The following is a 24161-nucleotide window of genomic DNA, read 5'->3' as shown; positions in this document are numbered from 1 at the left end:
TGAAATTTAAGTATTTATTTTAACAATATTTCAAAATACAGCGAAAATTGTTAAAAAGGTGACCATGAAAAAGATAAATACACGTTGGAAAAGATCAGGTCAGGCTTTCCAACGTGTATTCATAACCATATTATTATTGTTTTTTGGGGTTAGTAAACAATGATTTCGTCTGTAAACAAATACCCTTTTTTGGGGTTGCTTGCTTTGATTTTGATATAACGTGCTTGTTGTACCTTATTCAACTTAAGCTCGAACCTTTTAAAGATCAATTTAGGATCTTGGTCGGAAATGTCGTTCACTACGGTTCCTACTTTTCTAAATGTACGTCCATTGTCTGAGAGAAGGACCTCCATTTCTCCAGGCATATAGACCCCAGGCCCGATCATTTGCATAAAGTTCATGGCTACCTGATGTACTTCCTCCCTGCGTTCAAGATCGACAACCACATCAATAGGGCTTGTAAATCCTTGCCATTGACCATCGTGATAGGAAAGTCCCCCCATGATCCCATTGGTCAATGTTGAATCTCCCTGTGCGGGATATCCCGACCACGCTGTATTGTAGGTGACTTTCTTTCCTATGGCACGGTGAATATCAATATCAAAAGATAGTGTGGGACCTATTTTGATTGAGTCTTGAAAATAGGCCGCGTTGATGTGTCCTGTTGAACTCAGTTCAAATGGACCCGTATACGGAGTTGATTGAATGGATGGAGAACTTCCATCTATGGTATAACGAATCTGACTGCTATCCCGCTGCTCGGTCGATAAGGTAATTTTATTCGTGTTTTTATCTATATCATATGTCGCTGTATAAGCTACATTGAACGATGGACGATAGTAATTAAGATTGAGATCCTGCAAGAGTTTATAGTGAGATTGTAATCTTCCGTGAAAATCAATCCAGTTTTTAGCCTCTTTTTTTGTCCAGTTCACCTCAGAAAGAGCTAAGGCCCGTGGGAATACCATATATTCTACATGTTCAGTTGTTGGAACATATTCGGTCCATATATTGGCCTGGGCACCAAGGATATGTTTTGCTTTGTCTTCTTGTATGGCGGCCGGTATAGGATTATAAGAATAGACTTTGTCTAAAGTAAGATAACCACCTATTGCTTCTGGCTGTGTCCTTGGATCTGTTTGGTAAGAATCAAAATAGAGGTGGGAGCTAGGGGTCATGATCACATCATGTCCAGCGTTGGCAGCATTTATACCGCCTTCTTCGCCTCGCCAGCTCATCACTGTAGCCCCTTCTGTTAATCCGCCCTGTAAGATTTCATCCCAGCCAATTAGTTTCCGACCTTTAGACTGTAGATATACATCCATTTGTTTGATGGCATAACTCTGTAATTCATCCACTGATTTTAAACCTTCTTTTTGCATCAGAGCTTGATCTTTTGGACATGCCGCCCAGTGTTTCTTCTCGGCTTCATCTCCGCCGATATGGATGTACTGGGATGGGAATATCGTTAATACCTCATCCAATACATTTTTTAGAAATTCAAACGTTTTTTCATTGCCGATGCAGAATTCCCCCTGGCTATAAGGTTTTCCTGAACAGGAGAGCTCCGGGTAAACTGCTAGTACTTCTTCGGAATGTCCGGGCATTTCTATTTCAGGAATGACATTGATACCTCTTTGAGCGGCATAATGCACAAGCTCGCGGGCTTCGTCTTGTGTATAATAGCCACCACTGGCATTAGGACTTCCCTGCGCCACATATTGGCGGCCATTGTTCCACCAATCTTTCCAATGCGTATGTGTCCGCCAGGCTGCTTTTTGTGTTAGCTCTGGGTATTTTTTGATTTCAAGACGCCAGCCAGCTCCATCTGTCAAATGCCAATGAAAATTATTGAACTTATAGATGGCCATGACATCTATATATTTTTTTACAAATGAAAGCGGCATGAAATGGCGGGAGACATCCAGATGAAGTCCCCGATAGGCAAAACGGGGCTCGTCCACAATCGTTACAAAAGCGATATTGCTTGGATCTGCCTGTAAATACCCGAGTTGGATTAAGGTGTAAATACCATTGATAAGCTGTGGAGTATCCCAGGCTTTCAATAAGAGACCCGTTTCATCAATTTGAATAGAATAGGCGTTTTTACTTAGATTGTCACCTTCAACGGCCTTGATAATACGAAACCCCTCTTTTGGAGTTTTTTTATTTTTCTTGAGTATTTCCAGGCTTACACTTTGGATTGCTGGATGCTCAGTCAGTAATTGTGTGGCCTCCTGGAAATCCGTGGAAACAATGACTTGAAGGTCTGCTGGGATATGGTATGCCCCAGTAGCCAAAGTAATACTGGAAGGTTTGGGAATAATATCAAAATTATTTTGGCCCTGTGCACTAAGGATACTTGCTCCTGCTAGAAGCAACATGGATAAGGATTGACTCAACCGCATAGTAATATGTTTAGATTAATGTTAAATCAACACAAATATCTTAAATTTTGTTTCATTCTTCTATATATTGTGTGGATTGAACAATTTTTTATGATATAAAACCAACAAATTGCCGGATAGAAATTACATTTTTAATCATTAACTTTGTTGTATGATTGAACTTCCAGTTATTCCGGCAACTCCTGCACAACGTAAGCCTGATTGGTTGCGTGTCAAATTGCCTGTTGGTAAAGAGTATAGACATGTCAGAAGTCTTGTTGATGAGCACAAATTGCATACGATTTGTGAGAGTGGAAATTGCCCCAATATGGGCGAATGTTGGGGAGCTGGTACGGCGACCTTCATGATATTAGGCAATATCTGTACACGTTCATGTTCATTTTGTGCTGTGGCAACTGGACGTCCCTTGCCAGTAGACTTGGATGAACCCAACCGAGTGGCTAATTCTGTGAAATTGATGCAGGTGAAACACTGTGTCATTACATCTGTGGATCGTGATGACTTGAAAGATGGAGGTTCCATCATCTGGGCCGAAACGATCAACGCAATCCGTAGAGAAAGTCCTGAAACAACCCTGGAAACCTTATTGCCAGACTTTAAAGGCCAATGGGAGAATTTGGATCGTGTGATTGCTGTTCGTCCAGAAGTTGTTTCGCACAATTTGGAAACTGTTCGGCGCCTCACAAGAGAAGTGCGCATTCAAGCTAAATACGACCGCTCATTGGAATGCTTGAGACGAATTTCGGAAGCAGGGCTTCGCACGAAATCTGGTATTATGTTGGGGTTGGGCGAAACGGAAGAAGATGTGATCGAAGCAATGCAGGATTTGTATCATGCTGGTGTTCATATTTTGACTTTAGGGCAATATTTACAACCGACTAAAGCGCATCATCCTGTCATCGAATGGATCACGCCGGCGCAATTTGAAAAATATCAAAAAATTGGCTTGGAAATGGGATTCAAGTATGTGGAATCAGGCCCGCTGGTGCGTTCATCTTACCATGCCGAAAAGCACTTGTTTGATATGCAATAAAAAAACAGATGGCCATCATAAAAAAAAGCCTGCGTGAGGTAATCACGCAGGCTTTTTTTTATGATGGGACAAGGTAAGAAGAAAACGTTAGCCAGCGTGAAATCTTGAACTGTTTATGGCTAGACAACACTTGCTGGCTGGATACTGCTAGCAGACCCGCTAACGTATAAAGACTGTCTCACCGGCAATAACTGTACGCAGGGTTTTGACGCCTCTGAGTTGTTCATTGGGAATTTTTAAGATATCTTTTTCGAGGATGACAAAATCAGCATCTTTCCCGGCTTCTATACTTCCTCTTTTTTGTTCCTGAAAGCAGGAATAAGCGGCCCAGATTGTCATCCCTCGCAAAGCATCTTCCCGACTGATAGCATCTTGCATTTGGAATCCCTGATCCGGATATCCTTGTTTGTCTACACGAGCGACTGCAGCATGAAAGCCATACATCGGGTTGAAATGTTCAACCGGGAAATCACTCCCCAGTGCAAGCTTACCATATTCTTTCAGCAAGTGCTTATAAGCGTAGGCTCCTTTCATACGTTCTTCTCCAAGACGATCTTTGGCCCAATACATATCCGAGGTGGCATGTGTAGGTTGTACGGATGGAATAATCTGGAATTTTCGAAACTTATCAAAATCAGCGGGTGAGATAATTTGTGCATGCTCGATCCGCCATCTACGGTCTGTTTGCGGCTGTAAATATTTTCCATAGATATCCAATATGATACGGTTGGCGGAATCACCAATGGCATGGGTATTTGCCTGAAATTTACTTGCTGCGATCTGTTTGATCATCTCTTCATATTCTTGTGGGCTATGGAGAAGAAAGCCATGTGTTGCCGCATCGTGATAATGTGCGAGGAGACAGGCTCCACGAGAGCCTAATGCACCGTCGGCAAGCAGCTTAAATCCTTTGATCTCGAAACGCTCTGTTTCATAGAAACCCTGATCGATAAAAGATTTTATGTTTTCGGGATTTCCAAGGATCATGGCATAATCCCTAAATTTCAATTGACCTTCCTTATAATATTTTTTTAAGAGCTCGAGCCTTTCTTTCGATAAACCTGCATCAACAATGGAAGTTAGACCAACGGAAAGGAGTGAATCCTGTGTGCGTTTGAGCATTCTTAAGTACTCTTTTTCGTCAGGAACGGGGATGGCTTTATTGACAAGGTCCATTGCATTATCGATCAAAAGACCATTGGGGATATTATTGTTGCCGCCGACAACACCGCCATGAATATTGGGGATGCTCGTTAATTTGGCCCGTTCCAGAGCTTTAGAGTTGGCTACTGCGGCATGATAATCTACCCGCATGAGGTAGACAGGGACATCCGGAAAAGCTTTGTCCAATAAATCTTTTGTAGGGAAGGTTTTATTCCGCCAGCGATTCTGATCCCAGCCACCCCCGATCAGCCAAGTTTTGTCTGGATTTTTTTGTTGGTAGGTTTTGACGCGTTGTATAACTTCCTCGAAGGAATCAGCACCGTTTAGATCAACCTGATCCATTAACTCGGCTTCGTCAAATAAATGCGCATGAGCATCATAAAATCCAGGGTAAATAGACCTTCCTTCGGCATTAATCGTTTCTTTTGATTTATATTTCCGTTGTATTTCTTCATCTGAACCGATGGCTATAAACTTACCCTCCTTGACAGCAAATGCCTTTGCCTTGCTGAAAGTGGAATCAACAGTATATACTTGTGCATTATAGACAATCAGGTCTACTTTGGTCTGTGTAGAACATGCAATGATCGTCCAGCAAAAGAACAAAAAGATTATTGGAAAGGTTTTCATACCTTAAAAATAGGAAAAAGCTTTTAATAAACTCTATCTGCGGCAGATGATAAATTTACTGATGCTGGGATAGAGATCCTGGCTAAAGATTAGGCTGATATGATGATGGTAGGGGACTGTCGCTGATATAACGAACATATGTTTGACGTAAATGTAAAAAAGGCTATCCGAATAACTCGGACAGCCTTTTTAATTCAAAAATCAAAATACGTGATTAGCAGTACTCGTCAAATGCTGCAACTAAATTGTCCGCAATCATTTGTGCCGGGCGACCTTCAATCATATGTCTTTCAATCATATGTACCAATTTTCCATCTTTGAATAAGGCCATGGCCGGAGAAGATGGAGGATAAGGCAACATATAGTTACGTGCTGTATTCACAGCATCAGTTTCCATACCCGCAAAAACAGTAACTAATTTTGCTGGATGTTTCTCGTTTTTAACGGCAGCTTTTGCTGCAGGGCGTGCATTTGCTGCTGCACAGCCACAAACCGAGTTGACAACGACAAAAACAGTTCCTTCTGAAGCAATTGCATTGTCAACTGCCTCTGGTGTTTTTAATTCTTCGAATCCTGCATCAACTAACTCTTGACGCATTGGAGCTACTAAATATTCTGGATACATTATTTCTAAAGTAAAAAGTTAAAATTCTAATTCACATCGCTTTGAAAGTATTGAGATCGTTTTAGGCTATAAAAAACCGTATTGACATCGATACTTTCTCCTTACAAATATAGTTGTAAAAGCCTGTTTCGTCAAGATGCTAGTCTCAAATCAATGTCAGAAAATCTTGGACAGCACTTAAGCCATTCGCTAGGCGTTGGTCTCCCTGCCCTGACACAATATGGTATCGTCCTTGAATGGCATATAGTTCCTTCTTCCACACTTCCATGAAGTGATCTCTTTGTTCGGGAAAATCCCGCAAAGGGTCGTCTTGCCAGGCTAAGTCAATATCCATGAGTAAGTAGAAGTCATAATGCTGCTGTCGGATTTTGTCGGTTACTTCTTTTGGGGTATGTCCAAAGAGATGGTCGGACCAAATCTTTACCGTCATGCAGGTAGTATCACAGATCAAGATATTTCCCTTCGCTAGTGGTATCAGTGCTTCTTCCAGAGCGATCTGTCCATAAAACATATTCACTTCATCCTGTAGGGTGTATTTATTATTGAGACTCTGACAATAGTAACGTGAATATTCAGGGACGCAAGGTGTTTGAAATTTTTTGGCAAGGAATTGGGCCATTGTGGATTTTCCTGTAGACTCGGGGCCAACAACAGCAATTTTGATTAATTCTTTTCTCACATCCATCATTTTGTTAAACAATATTACACAAAATTTTTATAGGTTTTTTGCCAATCGCGATAACCGTTCCAGGCAATAATAGCGAAAACGAGATAAAGAAGGGCGGTTAATGTGAGCTGTTTGTGTATGTAGAGGGGGATATAGCAGAGATCAACAAAAATCCATAAGAGCCAATTTTGAAGTATTTTTCTTGTCATGAGGAATTGAGCGGCAAAACTTACTGCCGTACAGAATGCATCGATATAAGGGACGTCTGAATTGGTCTGGCTATCCAGTAAGTATCCGATGGCGACTGTTAAGATGATAATAGCAGTAAGCGCTAACAGTAGCTGATTTTTATTGGCTTTGACAATAGGTTTCTTATTTTCTTCTTTTCTCTTAAACCAATAATACCATCCGTAAACTGCTGTGAATAAAAAATAAAACTGCAGTACGGTGTCACCATATAGTTTGGCGTCGTAGAACAGAATGGCATAAGCGCTGACACTGATTATACTGATCGGCCAGTTCCAGATATTTTGTCGGGCAGCCAAATAAACACAAAGAAAGCCAGTTAAGGTACCTAGCCACTCGAGCCAAGTTGTCTGGGCAAACTGACTAGCAGTCTGCTGAAAAAAATCCTGCATGCGGGTGTACTAAAAATTACACCTAAAGATACAAAGTCTGCCCAATAGTAAGCTATTGAACCTGCTTATTGGCGCAGTTAGTACTAGCAAAAGATTCAGGTTTGGCCTTAAAGACGAAGCCCATGCCCATAATATATCCCATGGCTTCTTTAAGTGCAACATTTGACTGAAAATTTGGATTGGTGTTGATGTCGGCGTGGACTTCGAGGTCTACTTTGTATTTTTCGAGGAGGGGGCAGAGTTGGTAGGCGATGTCGATAGACTTTTGGACTTCGAGCAACATCCGTTCTTTAATGGTCATGCGGTGATGCCTTTTGTCCCGTTGGATAAACATAAATCCCCCTTTATGTTCCCGGAGAAAGACGATAACTGTTGCGAAATCGATGATGCCTCTCTTCACTTGGGAATCGGTGCCGATATAAACTTTGAGCTTATTCCCTAAGGCATCTTCTCGTTTAATGACTTCTTCAACAGCATCGAAAATCGTGGAGCGAATAGATTCGCCATTGTACTTTTGCCATCTCATAGTGGTATAAATTAGGTATAAAAAAACTAAACTTCATCATTGTCATAAATTTACTGAATTTCAATGAGCTAAGTGTTAATTTAATTTTAAATAATTATCCACATTAGGGGTGTTTTTCACCATAGGCAAGGTCTCCGGCATCGCCAAGCCCTGGGACGATATAGGCTTTTGTTGTCAATTCATGATCCACATCACCTACCCAGATATGTGCTGTGGGAACAAAAGCTTTTACATGGCTCAATCCTTCCTCTGAAGCGATCGCGGCGACAATATGTAATTCTTTGATATCATACTCGGCAAGAAGATCTTTACAGCATAAGACGAGGCTCCGACCAGTGGCGAGCATAGGATCCACCATAATGACGATCCTGTTATCTAAATTGGGTGTATTGACATATTCTTTATGTACTTCAAATTCGCCACTTTTTTTCGTGTGGCGGTAGGCGGCAATAAAGGCATTGTCCGCTTGATCGAAGACATTCAATAAACCTTGATGGAAAGGAAGCCCTGCTCTAAGGATGGTAGCCAGTACGGGCTGTTCCATCAGAAGATGTGTTTTGGCAAGTCCCAATGGTGTCTCAACTTCAACAGGCTTAAAGGCCATGGTCTTGCTGATCTCATAAGCGAAAATTTCGCCTAACCGTTCTAGATTGCGTCGGAAACGCATGCGATCTTGTTGAATATGGACATCTCTCAATTCAGCAATAAAATGATTGGCGATGCTATTTTGGGTAGATAGGATTGTGACCATGACGTTTTGCTAGTTCAGTTAAGCTAAAGATAGTAAATAATCAACTGAAAGTAATAACAACCATTGGATAATAATGGTTTGCTGTGAAATGGTAAAAAAATTAGTAAATTTGTTAGAGACCATAAGAAAAGATGGCCTAGACCACATGTTTTATTTACTGTAGCCTTTGTAGACCGGAAGGAAGATACAGGAAGAGTGTCATTGTCTTTTTAGAAATAGGAATTGTATGAAATTTGAGTTAACATCAGAGTATAGACCTACAGGGGATCAGCCTGAGGCAATTAAAGAATTGGTTGCAGGTGTGGATCAAGGAGAACAATATCAAACACTTTTAGGAGTAACGGGATCTGGTAAAACCTTTACTGTTGCCAATGTTATCCAGGAAACCCAAAAACCAACATTGATATTAAGTCACAATAAAACCCTGGCGGCACAGCTCTATGGTGAATTCAAACAGTTCTTCCCTCATAATTCGGTCAATTATTTTGTTTCCTACTATGATTATTATCAACCGGAAGCCTTTATAGCTTCTACCAACACCTACATCGAAAAAGATTTGGCCATCAATGAAGAGATTGAGAAATTGCGTTTGGCCACCACATCTGCATTGATGTCCGGGAGAAGGGATATTGTGGTCGTCTCTTCCGTCTCCTGTATTTACGGTATGGGAAATCCGGAAGATTTTTCACGTTCAATTTTCCGCTTCGGAGTTGGAATGACCGTGAGCAGGAATGCTTTCTTGCATAAACTTGTGGAGATTCTATACTCACGGACAACGACAGAATTTAAGCGGGGTACTTTCCGTGTTAAAGGGGATACCGTGGATGTATTTCCAGCCTATTTGGATAACGCGATTCGTATTTCCTTTTTCGGTGATGAAATTGATGAGTTAAGCGAGATTGACCCTGTTTCCGGAAAAACGCTGAACAGAATGGAAGATTTGGCCCTCTTTCCGGCCAATCTCTTCGTGACACCAAAGGAAAAATTTAAAGAGTCAATTTGGGCGATCCAGGATGAATTGATGCAACGGAAAACGCAGCTGGAGGAAGAGGGACTGATGCTTGAGGCAAAACGTTTGGAAGAACGGGTCAATTATGATCTGGAAATGATGCGTGAATTGGGATATTGTTCGGGGATTGAAAATTATTCCCGTTTCTTTGACGGCAGAAAACCCGGCATGCGCCCGTTCTGCCTCTTGGATTATTTCCCGGAGGATTACCTTTTAGTGATCGATGAAAGCCATGTCACATTGCCGCAGTTGAGGGCAATGTATGGTGGAGACCGTTCACGCAAAGTCTCCTTAGTGGAGCACGGTTTCAGGCTGCCTGCAGCGTTGGACAACAGGCCGCTGAATTTCCCTGAGTTTGAGTCATTGACCAATCAAACCATTTATGTATCGGCAACTCCGGGAGACTATGAGCTGCAGCAAACTGAAGGTGTCGTGGTCGAACAGGTAATTCGTCCAACAGGGCTGCTGGACCCGATTATTGAAGTTCGTCCCGCAATTAACCAGGTGGATGATTTTCTGGAAGAAGTTGATAAGACAATCAAGGAAGGTGGTCGTGTACTGGCAACAACGCTGACAAAACGTATGGCAGAAGAACTGACAAAATACATGACCAAGCTCAATCTGAAGGTTCGTTATATCCATTCTGAAATTAAGACCTTGGAACGTGTAGAAATCCTGAGGGGACTGCGCCTGGGTGAATTTGATGTATTGGTCGGGGTGAATTTGCTGCGGGAGGGACTGGATTTGCCTGAAGTCACCCTGGTCGCTATCCTTGATGCGGATAAGGAAGGTTTCCTACGTTCGGAACGCTCACTGATTCAGACGATAGGACGTGCGGCACGTAATGATAAAGGCCGGGTCATTATGTATGCAGATAAAATGACCGACAGTATGCGTGTGACGATTGATGAAACAAATCGCCGTCGGGATAAGCAGATGAAATATAATCAGGAGCATGGTATCACCCCACGGACGGTCGGTAAGACAAGAGAGGAGATCTTGGAGCAAACCTCTGTTGCAGATTTTTCGGGTATTGAGCCTAAAATTTATGTTGAACCTGATCCGACACAAGCGATAGCGGCAGATCCGGTCATGCAATATCTCGGCGAGAAAGATCTTAAGAAGGCAATTGACAATGTCCGTAAGAAGATGGATAAAGCAGCAAAGGATATGGATTTTCTGGAAGCAGCCAAATATCGTGACGAAATGTTCTCCCTGGAGAAACTTTATGATGAACGCTTTTCCTCATAGGCCATAACTTTTTGTTGTTTCAGATGACTGAGAATCATCTTCTCGTAAGCCAATAGGCAGTCTCCATATCGGGGCTGCTTTTTTGTGCACAAATTTTTTAACAAGTAACTGGCCGGTATCAGATCGTTGTTTTGGCTGAGATTTTTTTGATTTAAATATCGTCATGAGGCAGATTGGATGTATCGCTTTTTGTGTTATTTATTGAATAATATTGTTCAAACATTAACATATTTTGCATAATTTGAATTCTTCTCAGTAAATTAGTGCTTTAATCTAAACTAATATAGTATAAATGAAAAAGCCAATTCTCGTTGTCAAATTTGGATCGGCTTCTATTACCACGAAAGAGGGAGAAGTTGACGAGCGTATTGTTTTGGAGATTGCCAGGCAGATTGCTTCTTTGCAGAAGAGATATAATGTTGTTTTAGTGTCTTCGGGCGCCGTTGCGGCAGGAAAACGTTTTCTCCCCAATTACACAGGGACCTTATCGGAACGAAAGGCGGCAGCCGCTATTGGAAACCCTATTTTGATCAATACCTATTCGACCTATTTCAGACCTTTTAAGATTTCTTTGGCACAGAGCTTATGTGAGCGGCACCACTTTTCTAATAGGGACCAATTCTTGCAATTAAAAAATACCTACGAGGAGTTGTGGCGTAACAATGTTATTCCGATAGCGAACGAGAATGATGTCGTGAGTAATAAAGAATTGAAATTTTCCGATAATGATGAATTGGCAACGCTAATTGCTGTTGGATTTGGTGCTGAAAAGTTATTGTTCAGTACTTCTGTTCCGGGGGTATTGGATGCAAATAATAAAATTATAACACAAATCGAGACCATTGACCGGGATATCCTGGGGTTGGCGAGAAAGGATAAATCTGCGGTTGGATTAGGAGGGATGACTTCTAAACTGAATTTTGCCCGTCTTGCCAACCAGATGGGAATCGCTGTGGTCATCTTCAGCATGCAAACTGAGGATGCTATTAAAAAAGCCGTAAAACACGAAACAGGAACCTTGTGCCTGCCTGAAAGTAAAAAGATATCTTCCCGTAAAAAATGGCTGGCCAGTGGAAGTCTGATCAAGGGGGAATTGATGATCGATCGCGGGGCTGAGGAAGCCTTGTTAAGACATAAAAGTTTGCTGGCTGTTGGAGTTACCCGAATAGTTGAGCACTTTGAAAAGGGGGAGGTCCTGAATATTGTCAATTTGGAGGGACTTACCGTGGCAGTTGCCCGGGCAAAGATGGATTCTTCCTTGTTGTCTCAATCAGGTAAAAAGAATGTAGAAATTGCGCATGCAAATGATATCGTATTGTTATGAGTGAATCAATAATCATGAATGAATCCATAATCGAACAACTTAAGGCTGCTGCCAAGGCAAAACAATTCTTGCAGCAGTTTTCTCCAGAAGCTAAGGCTGCCCTTTTAAATAATATGGCCACTGCTCTTGTGGAACAGGAAGCCGTGATATTGGAAGCCAATAAAATTGATCTTGACCGTATGGACGACGGAGATCCCAAAAAAGATAGGCTCTTGCTGAATGGTGACCGGTTAAAAGCACTGTCAGACAGTGTGCGGCAAATTGCTGGCTTAATTGACCCGACAGATCAATTGCTGTTGAAAAAAACATTGCCCAATGGCCTGGAGATAGAGAAAATCACTGTTCCATTGGGGGTCGTTGGGGTCATCTATGAATCTCGGCCAAATGTTACGATCGATGTGGCAGCCTTGTGCATTCAATCTGGGAATGTATGTGTGTTACGAGGTGGTTCAGATGCGCAGTATACCAATGAAGCACTAGTGCATGTTATTCATGGCGTGTTAGATGATAGTGGCGTTTCAAGGGATATCGTACAACTGTTGCCTGTGGACAGAAAATATGTGTCTGAATTATTGGAAGCCACGAAATATGTGGATATCATTATTCCCCGTGGATCGCAGTCCTTGATTGATTTTGTTAGAGAACATGCGAAGGTACCTGTCATCGAAACTGGAGCAGGGGTATGTCATACCTATGTGGACAAGACAGCCGACCTGGATATGGCGGCATCAATAGTGGCAAATGCAAAGATTTCTAGGCCCTCTGTCTGCAATTCATTAGATACTGTTCTGGTTGATATGGATGTTGCCCCTGTATTTTTAGCGAAGCTGGCACCTTACTTTAAAAATGCTGCGGTGGAAGTATTTGCCGACCCGGTTGCTTTCGGGATATTAGAGCAGGAAGGATTTTCAAATTTAGTAATGGCGCAAGAGCCAGATTTCGGAAGAGAATTTTTAGATTTGAAATGTTCAGTCAAGGTCGTTAATGGATTGGATGAGGCACTGGACCATATTGAAAAATATTCGTCAAAACATTCCGAATGTATTGTCTCTTCCAATGAACTTCATGTTGAACGATTTTTAAATGTGGTGGACGCCGCTGCGGTATATGTGAATGCATCAACCCGTTTTACAGACGGCGGTGAATTCGGGTTAGGCGCTGAAATCGGAATTTCAACCCAAAAACTGCATGCACGTGGACCTTTTGCACTGGAAAAACTGGTAACGGAAAAATGGATCGTCCGGGGTAATGGGCAGATCCGATAATGATAGATCATGGGAATAAGTTTTAAGAAGGATATATTGATGAACTGGATCGAAGAAATTGGTAAATTTCTACGTATCTGGACAGAAGGACAACAGGTTTTTACAGAACCTGAAGATCCTGCTGTGTTTGAGGACGCTTATATAAAGTTCTTTGAGAAAAACAGAGCTTATTTTTTAGGGCTCTCGGAAAATGAGCTTAGCGCCTATTTAACAAGTGAACTTCAGGTACAACAATTGCATCCATTGGCATTGACGCTGCTCTTTGATGGTCTAAATGCAAACTCTGAAGAGCAAGATAACTTATTGCGCAAAGCAAAATTCACCTTAAATTTAGCGATGACTGAAACAGCAAGCTTTGCCTTTCAGGATTATCAGTATCTTTCGATGATAGACAATAAATTGAGTAATTCATAAAAAATCCTATCTGTTTCAGGGAATCTTACCGCAAGATTTCCCGGGCAATGACCAGGCGTTGTATCTCGGATGTCCCTTCATAAATCTGTGTGATCTTGGCGTCGCGCATCAAGCGTTCTACATGGTATTCTTTTACATAACCATAGCCACCATGGATCTGCACCGCCTCGACTGTATGCTTCATAGCGACTTCGGAAGCATGGAGTTTGGCCATTGCGGCTTCCTTGCCATAGGGAAGATCTTGATCTTTGGTCCATGCAGCTTTGTATGTTAGCAATCTAGCCGTTTCGATATCTACTTCCATATCAGCAAGCTTAAATTGAATCGCCTGATGCTCCGAAATAGGTTTACCAAATGTTTTACGTTCTTTGGCGTAAGCAAGAGCAAGGTCGTAGGCACCTGCGGCGATTCCTAAGGCCTGTGCAGCGATGCCAATGCGACCACCGTCCAGGGTTTTCATGGCAAATTTGAACCCAAAGCCATCATCACCAATACGGTTTTCTTTAGGAACTTTAACATCGGAAAATAGCAGGGCATGCGTATCTGAACTACGAATACCCAATTTGTTCTCCTTTGGGCCAATGGTGAAACCAGCTAGTCCTTTTTCGACAATCAGCACATTGATTCCTTTATGCCCTTTTTCAGGATGAGTCTGTGCAACGACCAGATAGATATCGGCATGTCCACCATTTGTAATCCAGTTTTTGGTACCGTTTAATACATAATGATCTCCTCTGTCCTCCGCAGTGGTATGCTGCGATGAAGCATCTGACCCGGCCTCAGGCTCCGAAAGTGCAAATGCGCCCAGTTTCTCACCTTTTGCCAATGGGATAAGGTATTTCTGTTTCTGTTCCTCTGTTCCAAAGGCATTAAGTCCATAGAGCACCAGTGAATTGTGAGCTGAAACGATCACCGCCGCAGAGGCATCAATTTTAGCAATTTCCTCCAAAACAAGGACGTAGGCTAATGTATCCATACCGGCCCCACCATAGATTTCAGGCGTCATGATTCCCATAAATCCCAGATCGGCCATCTGTTTGACAAAATCTGTTGGAAATTTAGCCTCTTCATCGCGTTGAATTGCACCTGCTTTTAATTCTTGAGCAAATTCCCTTGCGGCATCACGGATCATTTTATGTTCTTCACTTAGTTCAAAGTTCATGCTAATTAACATTTATAGGTTTATAACTTATTGTCCATGCCTGTTATTTCACTAATCCATGCTCCCTCTTTAGCGAACCTTGTCTTTAGGCTGCTATTCATTGCTCACTTCTTTCGTTTAGAAAATAACACCGTTCCAATCAAATATACAAAATATATTATGCAAGCATAATATATGTGCTAATGATTTTCATTTGAATTTAAAAATTAGGATGAATTATTTGTTTGCTAAGTTTAATCTACTATATTTGTAGAGTATGTAGTTTTGTACAGATTTAAAAAGAATAAGATTATGAGTTTAAGATTAGGAGATGAAGCGCCGAATTTTAAAGCGCAAACAACCATTGGTGAAATTGATTTTCACGATTATATCCAAGATAGCTGGGTGGTCTTTTTTTCACATCCATCTGATTATACCCCTGTATGTACTACGGAATTGGGGCGTACGGCAAAATTAAAATCCGAATTTGATAAAAGAGGCGTAAAGGCTATTGCATTAAGTGTGGATAATGTAAATGATCATTTAGGCTGGATCAAAGATATTAATGAAACGCAGCAGACAGAAGTTAATTTTCCTGTTATTGCAGATGAAGATCATCATATTTCTGAATTGTATGATATGATTCACCCGAATGCTTCGGCGACAGCTACGGTACGTTCAGTGTTCATTATCGGTCCCGATAAAAAAATAAAATTGACATTGACATATCCTGCATCTACTGGACGCAATTTTGATGAAATCTTAAGGGTTATTGATTCCTTGCAACTGACAGCTGATTATCAGGTGGCAACACCGGCAGATTGGCAGCATGGTGAGGATGTGATTGTAGTACCGGCGATTAAGACTGAAGATATTCCAGCAAAGTTCCCAAAAGGATTTAAAGAAATTAAACCGTATCTGAGAACAACACCACAACCTAATTTGTAGTATTTGCTCAAAAGAAACCTATACAAATCGGAATGACGTCAAATTTTTCTAAAGTTTGGCGTTTTCCACTTTATAGGGGTAAGGATAAACATCATGATCTCTACATGAAAATGGGCACAGCAGCTAACAAGAAAGTAGCCATAAAAAGAATAAGAACACATGTTACATGCCAATGGCAGATTCATTTCAAAAGAAAAAGGCTGCATCCAATTTGGATGCAGCCTTTTTCTTGTTGGATCAAACAGTCGTTAATAAACTTTGACCATATAAATATAATCCTGTAGTTTTTTGATTTGTTCGGTTCTAGGTAAACCGGCCAACGTATTCTTTTTATTAATTTTTACACCGGTTGTGAGCGAATCACTGGGAATCTCAGCAATAGCATTCATGATTGATTTGGTTTTGATGGCGAAAGCTGCCCCATCAATTCCTCTTTGTTTACCTGAAATGATACCGATTACGTTGCCTCTGCTGTCCAGAACGGGTCCACCACTATTTCCCGGATTGACAGGTACAGAAATCTGATAAGCAATGGTATCCCCCGCATATCCGGTGGATGAACTCAAGTAGCCTTGTCCATATACTGCTTCATCTCGAGGAAAGCCAATGGTATAGATATCTTCTCCTAGATCTGAAGTCGATGTCTTGAAAGTATAGGGTAAGCTTTTGGTTTTTTTGAAATTTTTATCTGCGATATACAAGATCGCCAAATCCTTACTGTCATCCGTATGAACAACCTGTGCTTTGTAGGATTCTCCCTTGCTATTTTGCAAATAGATGGAATCAGCCCCACTGATCACATGATAATTTGTAACAACATAACCATCTGTCGTCAGCATAAATCCTGTTGCTCCGAATTGGCTTTCACCAGTGGTCACGGACTTTTTGTCATTGATATCTTTGATTGCCGCATTATGCGCGTTCACGTTTTTCTTGACATTATTCATGTCCCGGCGCAAGGCGCTGTAATCTGATGAGGCTTTTTCAAGGTTACTATAATAACCACTTAGCCATAATGTACCAAATACCGCAAATATGGCTACAATTGCAGCAACTAAAGAACTTGCTTTAATGCGTTCCCAAAGTGAGATGACTGTGGATTGCTTTATCGGAACCACTTTTGTTGGTTTGCTCTGGGATTTATGGTATTCTTTAGCCGATTTTGCCAATGCATTTTTGAAGTCAAGACGTCGGTCTGTATCTTGCATGTGGCCAATAAAATCGCGATGTTGTTGTAATTGGGCAGCATAGGAGGGGTGTTCAGCACAAAAAGTTTCAAATGCAGCCTTTTCCGCTGCAGATAATAGTCCGCGGAGGTATTGGTCTGCCAATTCGAAAAATTCTTTTTGATTCATTGTTCCCATGGTGTTACTCAAATTTTAATCTGTTGAAAAAAATATTTTTTTCAGCCTCTGCAGGCATTTATATTTTTGAGTCTTGGCATTATCAGTGTTGGTGTAACCAAATTTTTCACAGATATCCTGCATCGAGTGGTTTAAAATGTAAAAATCATATAAGATCGTTCTACATGGTTCTCCCATTTTCTCCAGCGCAAGTTCCATTTGATCGAACTTTTTTTCAAGTTCTTGATGCTGCTGTAAATCTTCTTCCTCAAATAAGGAATCTTCATAACCGCTAATGTCACTATTGCCAAAACCAGCACGATTGAGTTGTTTAAGCCAAAGCCTTCGGCAAATCGAGTAAAGATATGTTTTTAGCTTGCTGCTGAGCTCAAAATTCCCTTTGGAAACTTTATCATAGAGCACGATCACAGCTTCTTGAAAGATATCTTTCGCTTCATCCTCACTTCCATTGTTTTGCAGTATCATATGGCTTATGGACGGGTAATATTGCTTATAGATTGTATCTATCGCTAAGCTGTTGCCGCCTTTGATGCCTTCAATGATTTGCTCATCATTTTCTAGCAGGACTGATTTACTGAATTTACTCACCTATTAATACCTTATTGCTTAAATTGTAACCCTTTGAAAGATAAAATTCTTCAAAATATTTTCAAACGTAAACTTTTATTTGTTTAAAGCGAAATCTATCCTCAAAAATACTGCTTATTCGTTGAAATCGAAAGCTTTTGTTTTCAGCTGTTCGCCCGGATCGATGTGGATTTGCTTGTTTTTTTCTGTATCGAAAAAGTTTCGCAATCGAGTGCTTTAACAATCGGCTTGTTATTACTGCAAATTGACATTACATTTGATTTCCTGGACTAAATTGCTTAATCACATGATGTTAAGAAAATCTTTTATTTTTTCAACGATTCTAGCTTCATTTCTGTCGCTGAATACCACTACGGCCGTGGGACAGTCAATGACCTCAACTATTGATGGATTCCTGTATGGCGATGTCCTGTCGCCCAAAGGAAATGAATGGGAATCACCACAATTGTTGTCACTGAACAAAGAACTGCCACATGCATCTTTCTTCTCCTTTCAAAACGTTGAAAGTGCACGAAAAGTACTTCCTGAACACAGTAAGTTTTGGACTTCATTGAATGGATCATGGAAATTCCATTGGGTAAAAACACCTGAGGAAAGACCCAAAGACTTTTTTAATCCAAAATATGATGTGAGTGAATGGACATCAGTTCCTGTTCCCATGAGCTGGAATATCTATGGTATCCAAAAGGATGGGAGCTTAAAGTATGGCGTACCCATTTATACCAATCAACGCGTCATCTTTCATCATCAGGTCCAGGTTGGTGACTGGAAAGGTGGTGTAATGCGGACTCCGGCCCAAGATTGGACCACTTATGTCTATCGTAATGAAGTAGGATCATACCGCCGCAGTTTCACTGTTCCTGCCGATTGGGATGGCCGTGAAGTGTTTATCAATTTTGATGGTGTGGATTCTTTTTTCTACCTATGGATCAATGGTAAGTATGTTGGGTTTTCAAAAAATTCTAGAAATTTAGCTTCATTTAATATCTCAGCTTTCTTAAAAAAAGAAGGTGAAAATGTAGTGGCAGTTGAAGTCTACCGCAGTTCAGATGCTTCGTTTTTGGAAGATCAGGATATGTTTAGATTACCCGGCATATTTCGGGATGTTACATTGACCTCCGTACCAAAAGTCCAAATTCGCGATTTGGCCGCTATTCCTGAATTGGATGATAAGTATGAGAATGGGAGTCTAAAGATCAAGAGCTCGATCCGTAATCTGAGTGACAAGAAGGCCACTGGGTATAAGGTCGTCTATTCACTCTATAAAAATAAACTATATAGTGATGATAATGTTCTTGTTGATCAGGCGGAAGCAATTGCGGCTGTACCTCAATTGGATACTAAAGCCTCCAATACGGTGGAGGCGGTACTGACGGTGAAAAATCCGGACAAATGGTCTGCTGAGCTTCCATATCGTTATACCCTGGTCGCTGAGCTGAAGGATAAGAAGAACAAGACCATGGAGACTGTTTCTACTTATGTCGGGTTTAGAAAGGTTGAAATCAAAGATACCAAGGCTTCGGATGATGAATTTGGTTTGGCGGGGCGCTATTACTACATCAATGGGAAAACAATAAAATTGAAGGGTGTCAATCGTCATGAGACTAACCCAGAGCATGGAAAAGTCGTGAGCAGAGCGCAAATGGAAGCCGAAGTGAAGTTAATGAAACGGGCCAATATTAATCATGTGCGTAATTCACATTACCCTGAACCTCCTTATTGGTATTACCTATGCGACAAGTACGGGATTTATCTGGAGGATGAAGCCAATATTGAAAGCCATGAATATTATTACGGCAAGGAATCGCTTTCTCATGTTCCGGAATGGAAAAATGCACACGTTGCCCGAAATATAGAGATGGTTCATGCAACAATCAATCACCCATCCATTGTTATCTGGTCTTTAGGAAATGAAGCTGGTCCTGGTGATAATTTTGTTGCTGCCTATGATGCCATCAAGAAAATTGATTCTTCCAGACCAGTTCAATACGAGCGGAATAATGCCATCGTGGATATGGGATCAAATCAATATCCATCCATTGATTGGGTCAGGGCTGCTGTGAAGGGAACCTATAAATTAAAGTATCCTTTCCATATTTCTGAGTATTCACACTCCATGGGCAATGCAGTCGGTAACTTGATCGATTATTGGGAAGCCATAGAGTCGACCAACTTCTTTATGGGGGGCGCTATCTGGGACTGGATTGATCAGGCCATGTACTATTATGATAAAAAGACTGGCGAACGTTTTCTGGCTTATGGGGGTGACTTTGGGGATAAACCCAATGATGGGACTTTTGTCAACAATGGATTGATCTTTGCCGATATGAAACCCAAACCCCAATACTATGAGGTAAAGAAAGTATACCAAAACATAGGGGTGAAAGCGATGGATATCCAGCATGGGAAAATCGAAATCTTCAATAAAAGTTACTTTAAAGACCTTACTGATTATCGGGTACAATGGACACTGTTCAAAGATGGTCTGGCTGTTGCGGGCAGCACGGGTACAATAGCTGCTTCCGATTTGCCAAAAGCGCGTCAGAAAAAAACAGTTGTCCTGCCAATCGCATATAGCAATTTAGATGCGGGATCTGAATATTTTGTAAAAGTTCAATTTTTGCTCAACGAAGAGAGACCGTGGGCATCCAAAGGTTTTGTCCAGATGGAAGAGCAGCTGTTTTTAAAAGCAGCAGAAAATAAACCTCTGATTTCGGCTGTTGCCGCGGGTAAAAACCCGGTACTTTCCGAAGAAGGGGAGCTGCAAGTCGTAAAAGGAGATCAATTTGTCGCAAAATTTGATAATAAGACAGGGTCCATCTACAGCTTAGTATATGCTAACAAGCAAATTATCCGTGATGGTGAAGGCCCTAAATTGGATGCTTTTCGCGCACCTGTGGACAACGATAATTGGGCTTATCAGCAATGGTTTGAAAAGGGCTTATACAACCTAGCACATAAAGTATTGTCTTCCAATAGCTATGTAAAGAAAAATGGAGCGGTTGTGTTGGCCTTTACTATTGAATCACAGGCACCCTATGCTGCATCGCTACTAGGTGGAACCTCTGGTACGTATACCCTTAAGGAGCACAAAGAAAGGCCATTTGGTCATCATGATTTCAAGTTTACGAGCAACCAGATTTGGACTATTTATAAGGACGGTTCCATAGAGTTGTCATCAAGCATCACATCCAACAATGCCAGCGTGGTATTGGCAAGATTAGGTTATTCGCTGCAAATGCCGGCTGAATATGGTCATTATACTTACTATGGAAGAGGCCCGATCAATAACTATGCGGACCGTAAAACAGCGCAGTTTATTGAGCTCCATAAAAGTACGGTTAAGGATCAATTCGTGCCCTGGCCTAATCCGCAAAATATGAGTAATAATGAAGATGTGCGTTGGGCGGCCTTGACAAACAATGAAGGTCAAGGGGCTGTTTTTATAGCGAAAGATCATTTAGCCACTTCAGCATTGGAATACAGTGAACTGGAATTGACTTTCGCTCCACATCCCTATCAATTGCCAAAAAGTTCGGGTCTGCATTTACACCTTGATGCTGCGGTAACGGGGTTGGGAGGAAATAGCTGTGGACAAGGGCCTCCATTGGAAAAAGACCGTGTGAAAGCAACCCCAACTTCTATCGGTTTTATTATCCGGCCAGTCAAACAGAATGATTTTAGGGCGAAAGCTCAGGTAATGACAGCAGGTGATGCACCAATTTCATTTGCTAGAAGTTCAAATGGTCAGGTATCCATTCTTTCAGGCAATAAAGACGAAACTGTTTTATATACATTGAATAATGGGAGAACCGCTTTGTATAAAGCCCCTTTTGACTTACGGCAAGGTGGTACCGTGACTGCTTGGTACCAGGGGAATGAAAAGCTGAAAGTAACGCAACAGTATACAAAGATCGAAACCGTTCCGATGGAGGTCGTCTTTGCCTCGAGTCAAGAGACAGGCGAGGGGGATGCGGGCAATTTATTGGACGGGGATCCGACATCAATCTGGCATACGATGTATTCTGTCACAGTCGCACAATATCCACACTGGGTTGATTTTGATGCGGGAAGTGTAAAAACAATCCAAGGGTTTACATTTTTACCTAGACAGGACGGCGCCAATGGTGATATCAAGGATTATAAAATTCAAGTAAGTCCAGACGGCAAGAATTGGACAGACGTAATGTCAGGTTCCTTTGAGCGAAATAAGAAGCTTAAAACTGTTCGATTTGAAAAAGCCTGTCAGGGGCGGTACATCCGTTTTACGGCATTGAACTCGCAGCGCGGAGATGATTTTGCATCTGCTGCAGAATTTGCCGTAATCGCAGAATAGCAAATTTTTGCAATGGATCAAGCCACCAACTGTTTGTACAGTTGGTGGCTTTTTTGTTAGCTTACATGGTGAGTTTTGGGCGATAGGAGAATAGTTTTGCATATGGTGGGACCATGTATTGATAAAGATTTATTATAAAGATCAGGCGATCTAAAAGAGCCTGCTTTGGTCTTAAGAAAATAGGGCTGCAGCAGTAGAAAAAGAAGGTGATGGCATTTTGTGAATTTTGATGCGAAAAATGTTCCTGCACTTCTGTATTTTTAATCAGTTTAAAAAACAAGATAGCAGTTATTATATGGAAATAGATAAACAGGCAAATGCTCCTTTTACGGGTTATCAAAGACTTGTTGTGTTTTTACTGGCAATGACTCAGTTTACAGTGGTGCTTGATTTCATGGTGATGTCGCCAATGGGCGATATCTTGATGAAAGCTATTGATCTAAAACCTGCCCAATTCGGTGTAGCAGTATCTGCTTATGCGTTTAGTGCAGGGGCATCAGGACTACTGACAGCAGGATTTGCAGATCGCTTTGACCGTAAGAAGCTTTTGCTGTTCTTCTACTCGGGTTTTATCATTGGCACCTTCCTCTGTAGTTTTGCCAATGACTATTGGACTTTAGTCGCTGCACGTATTGTAACGGGCTTATTCGGAGGTGTTATCGGCTCAATTTCAATGGCTATCATTACGGATATATTTACCCTGCAGCAAAGAGGACGTGTCATGGGCTTTGTTCAAATGGGGTTTGGTGCCAGCCAGGTACTGGGTATTCCAATCGGGTTGTATATCGCTAATAATTGGGGCTGGCACAGTGCTTTTCTGTGGATTGCAGTCATGGCGCTTATTATCGTCCTGATCATCGCGATTAAATTGGTTCCCATTACTGCACATATCGGCCTTCAAAAACATCAATCGGCACTGGGGCATTTATGGGCTACCTTTTCCCGGAAAGAATATCGCGTCGGTTTTCTTGCTACGGCTTTATTGTCTATTGGAGGGTATATGATGATGCCTTTTGGAAGTGCTTTTGCCGTAAACAATCTGAAGGTCAGTCATGAACAGCTGCCCATGCTATTTATGATATCTGGAGTAGCTTCACTGATTATCATGCCAATTGTAGGTAAATTGAGTGACCGGTATGATAAATTTAAGATCTTTGCCATTGCTTCGTTATGGCTTATGATTGTGGTCTTGATTTATACCAATCTTGGTGTAACACCATTCTTCTTGGTGATCGTATTGAATATACTGATGATGGCTGGTATATTGAGTCGTATGACCCCTTCCTCAGCCCTGATAACAGCGGTTCCGGAGATGAAAGACCGTGGTGCATTCATGAGTATCAGTTCATCTTTACAGCAGTTGGCTGGTGGCGTGGCGGCTGCATTGGCAGGAATGATCATCGTCCAACAGACCAAGGAAAGCCCTCTTGAGCATTATCCAACCTTAGGGATCATTGTTGTCTTACTGTCCATTATTGGTATTATCATGATTTATAGGGTGAGTAATATGATAAAGAAACGAAGGGCCACTGCTTAAAACAAAATAAGGTTTTATTATATTTGATTTTAAAGAGAGGTTTATTCCTTCCTACAGTCTATCATCCGAAAGATAGGCCCTGGATTACAGTTCAGCATGCCATCACGGCAGAATTGATTGATCAGATTCAGCGTTGCCCTTCGGGAGCGCTTCAGTATGAGTTAAAGATGCCGTAAATGCGATCGGAGAAAAGAAAGGTATTGTAACAAAAAAAGTCAGCATTGAATTCAATGCTGACTTTTTTTGTTTTGGCGGTCTGGACGGGACTCGAACCCGCGACCCCATGCGTGACAGGCATGTATTCTAACCAGCTGAACTACCAGACCAATAATAAAGATGTTTTTTAAAATTTTAGCGGTCTGGACGGGACTCGAACCCGCGACCCCATGCGTGACAGGCATGTATTCTAACCAGCTGAACTACCAGACCTAAAATTTTAAGAATTTGTTTTTAATAATTTTGGCGGTCTGGACGGGACTCGAACCCGCGACCCCATGCGTGACAGGCATGTATTCTAACCAGCTGAACTACCAGACCTAAAA

19 protein-coding genes and 3 tRNA genes are annotated in these 24161 nt (G+C 41.5%); 9 read left to right on the top strand and 13 right to left on the bottom strand.

The annotated features are described in order from the left end of the window. Positions 1-149: 149 nt before the first annotated feature. Positions 150-2408, bottom strand: a complete 2259-nt coding sequence (locus tag HX021_RS12520; RefSeq protein WP_286590699.1) for a beta-N-acetylhexosaminidase — start codon at positions 2406-2408, stop codon at positions 150-152. Between the two features lie 151 nt (positions 2409-2559). Here HX021_RS12520 and lipA point away from each other — a divergent pair, with 151 nt between their 5' ends. Then, entirely contained in the window at positions 2560-3441 is an 882-nt protein-coding gene (lipA, locus tag HX021_RS12515) for a lipoyl synthase (RefSeq protein WP_286590698.1), read from the top strand. A 159-nt stretch (positions 3442-3600) separates the two neighbouring features. Here lipA and HX021_RS12510 read toward each other — a convergent pair whose 3' ends face one another. The 6 genes from HX021_RS12510 to upp all read right to left on the bottom strand — a co-directional run bounded on the left by HX021_RS12510 (position 3601) and on the right by upp (position 8442). Further along, positions 3601-5235 carry an amidohydrolase gene (locus HX021_RS12510; protein ID WP_286590697.1) on the bottom strand — a complete coding sequence of 545 codons (1635 nt, stop codon included), beginning with the start codon at positions 5233-5235 and terminating at the stop codon, positions 3601-3603. A gap of 214 nt (positions 5236-5449) precedes the next feature. Continuing rightward, positions 5450-5860, bottom strand: coding sequence for a BrxA/BrxB family bacilliredoxin (locus tag HX021_RS12505; RefSeq protein WP_077438022.1), 411 nt, complete (start codon positions 5858-5860; stop codon positions 5450-5452). A 145-nt stretch (positions 5861-6005) separates the two neighbouring features. Beyond that, entirely contained in the window at positions 6006-6545 is a 540-nt protein-coding gene (locus HX021_RS12500; RefSeq protein WP_286590709.1) for an AAA family ATPase, read from the bottom strand. A gap of 17 nt (positions 6546-6562) precedes the next feature. After that, positions 6563-7165, bottom strand: coding sequence for a nicotinamide riboside transporter PnuC (gene pnuC, locus HX021_RS12495; protein WP_286590696.1), 603 nt, complete (start codon positions 7163-7165; stop codon positions 6563-6565). A 52-nt stretch (positions 7166-7217) separates the two neighbouring features. Beyond that, positions 7218-7691 (bottom strand): ribonuclease H-like YkuK family protein, encoded by a 474-nt coding sequence (locus HX021_RS12490; RefSeq protein ID WP_286590695.1) that lies wholly within the window; start codon positions 7689-7691, stop codon positions 7218-7220. Between the two features lie 103 nt (positions 7692-7794). Beyond that, positions 7795-8442 (bottom strand): uracil phosphoribosyltransferase, encoded by a 648-nt coding sequence (gene upp / locus HX021_RS12485; protein WP_286590694.1) that lies wholly within the window; start codon positions 8440-8442, stop codon positions 7795-7797. A 226-nt stretch (positions 8443-8668) separates the two neighbouring features. Here upp and uvrB point away from each other — a divergent pair, with 226 nt between their 5' ends. The 4 genes from uvrB (at position 8669) to HX021_RS12465 (ending at position 13705) form a co-directional block, all read left to right on the top strand. Further along, complete coding sequence (gene uvrB / locus HX021_RS12480; protein ID WP_286590693.1) at positions 8669-10702, top strand: excinuclease ABC subunit UvrB; 2034 nt, start codon at positions 8669-8671, stop codon at positions 10700-10702. 292 nt (positions 10703-10994) lie between these two features. Further along, entirely contained in the window at positions 10995-12026 is a 1032-nt protein-coding gene (gene proB / locus HX021_RS12475; RefSeq protein ID WP_286590692.1) for a glutamate 5-kinase, read from the top strand. After that, positions 12023-13291, top strand: coding sequence for a glutamate-5-semialdehyde dehydrogenase (locus HX021_RS12470; RefSeq protein ID WP_286590691.1), 1269 nt, complete (start codon positions 12023-12025; stop codon positions 13289-13291). The genes proB and HX021_RS12470 overlap by 4 nt, the downstream gene beginning before the upstream one ends. Positions 13292-13300: 9 nt before the next feature. Beyond that, a complete protein-coding gene (locus HX021_RS12465; protein WP_286590690.1) occupies positions 13301-13705 on the top strand; it encodes a hypothetical protein in 405 nt (134 codons plus the stop codon). A 25-nt stretch (positions 13706-13730) separates the two neighbouring features. On the opposite strand, the gene HX021_RS12460 is transcribed toward HX021_RS12465, so the two are convergent. Further along, a complete protein-coding gene (locus HX021_RS12460) occupies positions 13731-14867 on the bottom strand; it encodes an acyl-CoA dehydrogenase (protein ID WP_286590689.1) in 1137 nt (378 codons plus the stop codon). 291 nt (positions 14868-15158) lie between these two features. Between HX021_RS12460 and HX021_RS12455 the strand changes: the two genes are divergently transcribed. Then, a complete protein-coding gene (locus HX021_RS12455; RefSeq protein WP_286590688.1) occupies positions 15159-15794 on the top strand; it encodes a peroxiredoxin in 636 nt (211 codons plus the stop codon). A 248-nt stretch (positions 15795-16042) separates the two neighbouring features. Here HX021_RS12455 and HX021_RS12450 read toward each other — a convergent pair whose 3' ends face one another. Beyond that, positions 16043-17158, bottom strand: coding sequence for a S1C family serine protease (locus tag HX021_RS12450; RefSeq protein ID WP_286590687.1), 1116 nt, complete (start codon positions 17156-17158; stop codon positions 16043-16045). A gap of 15 nt (positions 17159-17173) precedes the next feature. After that, entirely contained in the window at positions 17174-17746 is a 573-nt protein-coding gene (locus tag HX021_RS12445; RefSeq protein WP_286590685.1) for an RNA polymerase sigma factor, read from the bottom strand. A gap of 286 nt (positions 17747-18032) precedes the next feature. Here HX021_RS12445 and HX021_RS12440 point away from each other — a divergent pair, with 286 nt between their 5' ends. The 3 genes from HX021_RS12440 (at position 18033) to HX021_RS12430 (ending at position 23795) form a co-directional block, all read left to right on the top strand. After that, entirely contained in the window at positions 18033-22082 is a 4050-nt protein-coding gene (locus tag HX021_RS12440) for a glycoside hydrolase family 2 TIM barrel-domain containing protein (protein WP_286590684.1), read from the top strand. 295 nt (positions 22083-22377) lie between these two features. Beyond that, positions 22378-23619: an MFS transporter gene (locus HX021_RS12435; RefSeq protein ID WP_286590683.1), complete on the top strand. Its 1242-nt coding sequence runs from the start codon at positions 22378-22380 to the stop codon at positions 23617-23619. Positions 23620-23642: 23 nt separating this feature from the next. Further along, a complete protein-coding gene (locus tag HX021_RS12430; protein WP_286590682.1) occupies positions 23643-23795 on the top strand; it encodes a (4Fe-4S)-binding protein in 153 nt (50 codons plus the stop codon). Positions 23796-23868: 73 nt separating this feature from the next. Here the strand turns inward: HX021_RS12430 and HX021_RS12425 are convergent. The 3 genes from HX021_RS12425 to HX021_RS12415 all read right to left on the bottom strand — a co-directional run bounded on the left by HX021_RS12425 (position 23869) and on the right by HX021_RS12415 (position 24156). After that, a tRNA-Asp gene (locus tag HX021_RS12425) sits at positions 23869-23945 on the bottom strand. A 29-nt stretch (positions 23946-23974) separates the two neighbouring features. Next, positions 23975-24048 (bottom strand) — tRNA-Asp (locus tag HX021_RS12420). Between the two features lie 31 nt (positions 24049-24079). Then, positions 24080-24156 (bottom strand) — tRNA-Asp (locus HX021_RS12415). Positions 24157-24161 lie beyond the last annotated feature (5 nt).

This window comes from Sphingobacterium sp. N143, from assembly GCF_030325625.1.
Classification (GTDB): Bacteria; Bacteroidota; Bacteroidia; order Sphingobacteriales; family Sphingobacteriaceae; genus Sphingobacterium.
Note: the sequence above shows the minus strand (reverse complement) of the source record. Positions and strands in the feature narration are given on the sequence as shown.

What these genes read in the sequence shown, in the direction of transcription:
- pnuC (WP_286590696.1), bottom strand. Translation starts at nt 7,165, where the DNA reads ATGCAGGATTTTTTTCAGCAGACTGCTAGTCAGTTTGCCCAGACAACT.
- HX021_RS12440 (WP_286590684.1), top strand. Translation starts at nt 18,033, where the DNA reads ATGATGTTAAGAAAATCTTTTATTTTTTCAACGATTCTAGCTTCATTT.
- proB (WP_286590692.1), top strand. Translation starts at nt 10,995, where the DNA reads ATGAAAAAGCCAATTCTCGTTGTCAAATTTGGATCGGCTTCTATTACC.
- HX021_RS12455 (WP_286590688.1), top strand. Translation starts at nt 15,159, where the DNA reads ATGAGTTTAAGATTAGGAGATGAAGCGCCGAATTTTAAAGCGCAAACA.
- upp (WP_286590694.1), bottom strand. Translation starts at nt 8,442, where the DNA reads ATGGTCACAATCCTATCTACCCAAAATAGCATCGCCAATCATTTTATT.
- HX021_RS12505 (WP_077438022.1), bottom strand. Translation starts at nt 5,860, where the DNA reads ATGTATCCAGAATATTTAGTAGCTCCAATGCGTCAAGAGTTAGTTGAT.
- HX021_RS12510 (WP_286590697.1), bottom strand. Translation starts at nt 5,235, where the DNA reads ATGAAAACCTTTCCAATAATCTTTTTGTTCTTTTGCTGGACGATCATT.
- HX021_RS12450 (WP_286590687.1), bottom strand. Translation starts at nt 17,158, where the DNA reads ATGGGAACAATGAATCAAAAAGAATTTTTCGAATTGGCAGACCAATAC.
- HX021_RS12470 (WP_286590691.1), top strand. Translation starts at nt 12,023, where the DNA reads ATGAGTGAATCAATAATCATGAATGAATCCATAATCGAACAACTTAAG.
- HX021_RS12435 (WP_286590683.1), top strand. Translation starts at nt 22,378, where the DNA reads ATGGAAATAGATAAACAGGCAAATGCTCCTTTTACGGGTTATCAAAGA.
- HX021_RS12520 (WP_286590699.1), bottom strand. Translation starts at nt 2,408, where the DNA reads ATGCGGTTGAGTCAATCCTTATCCATGTTGCTTCTAGCAGGAGCAAGT.
- HX021_RS12465 (WP_286590690.1), top strand. Translation starts at nt 13,301, where the DNA reads ATGGGAATAAGTTTTAAGAAGGATATATTGATGAACTGGATCGAAGAA.
- HX021_RS12460 (WP_286590689.1), bottom strand. Translation starts at nt 14,867, where the DNA reads ATGAACTTTGAACTAAGTGAAGAACATAAAATGATCCGTGATGCCGCA.
- lipA (WP_286590698.1), top strand. Translation starts at nt 2,560, where the DNA reads ATGATTGAACTTCCAGTTATTCCGGCAACTCCTGCACAACGTAAGCCT.
- uvrB (WP_286590693.1), top strand. Translation starts at nt 8,669, where the DNA reads ATGAAATTTGAGTTAACATCAGAGTATAGACCTACAGGGGATCAGCCT.
- HX021_RS12500 (WP_286590709.1), bottom strand. Translation starts at nt 6,545, where the DNA reads ATGGATGTGAGAAAAGAATTAATCAAAATTGCTGTTGTTGGCCCCGAG.
- HX021_RS12490 (WP_286590695.1), bottom strand. Translation starts at nt 7,691, where the DNA reads ATGAGATGGCAAAAGTACAATGGCGAATCTATTCGCTCCACGATTTTC.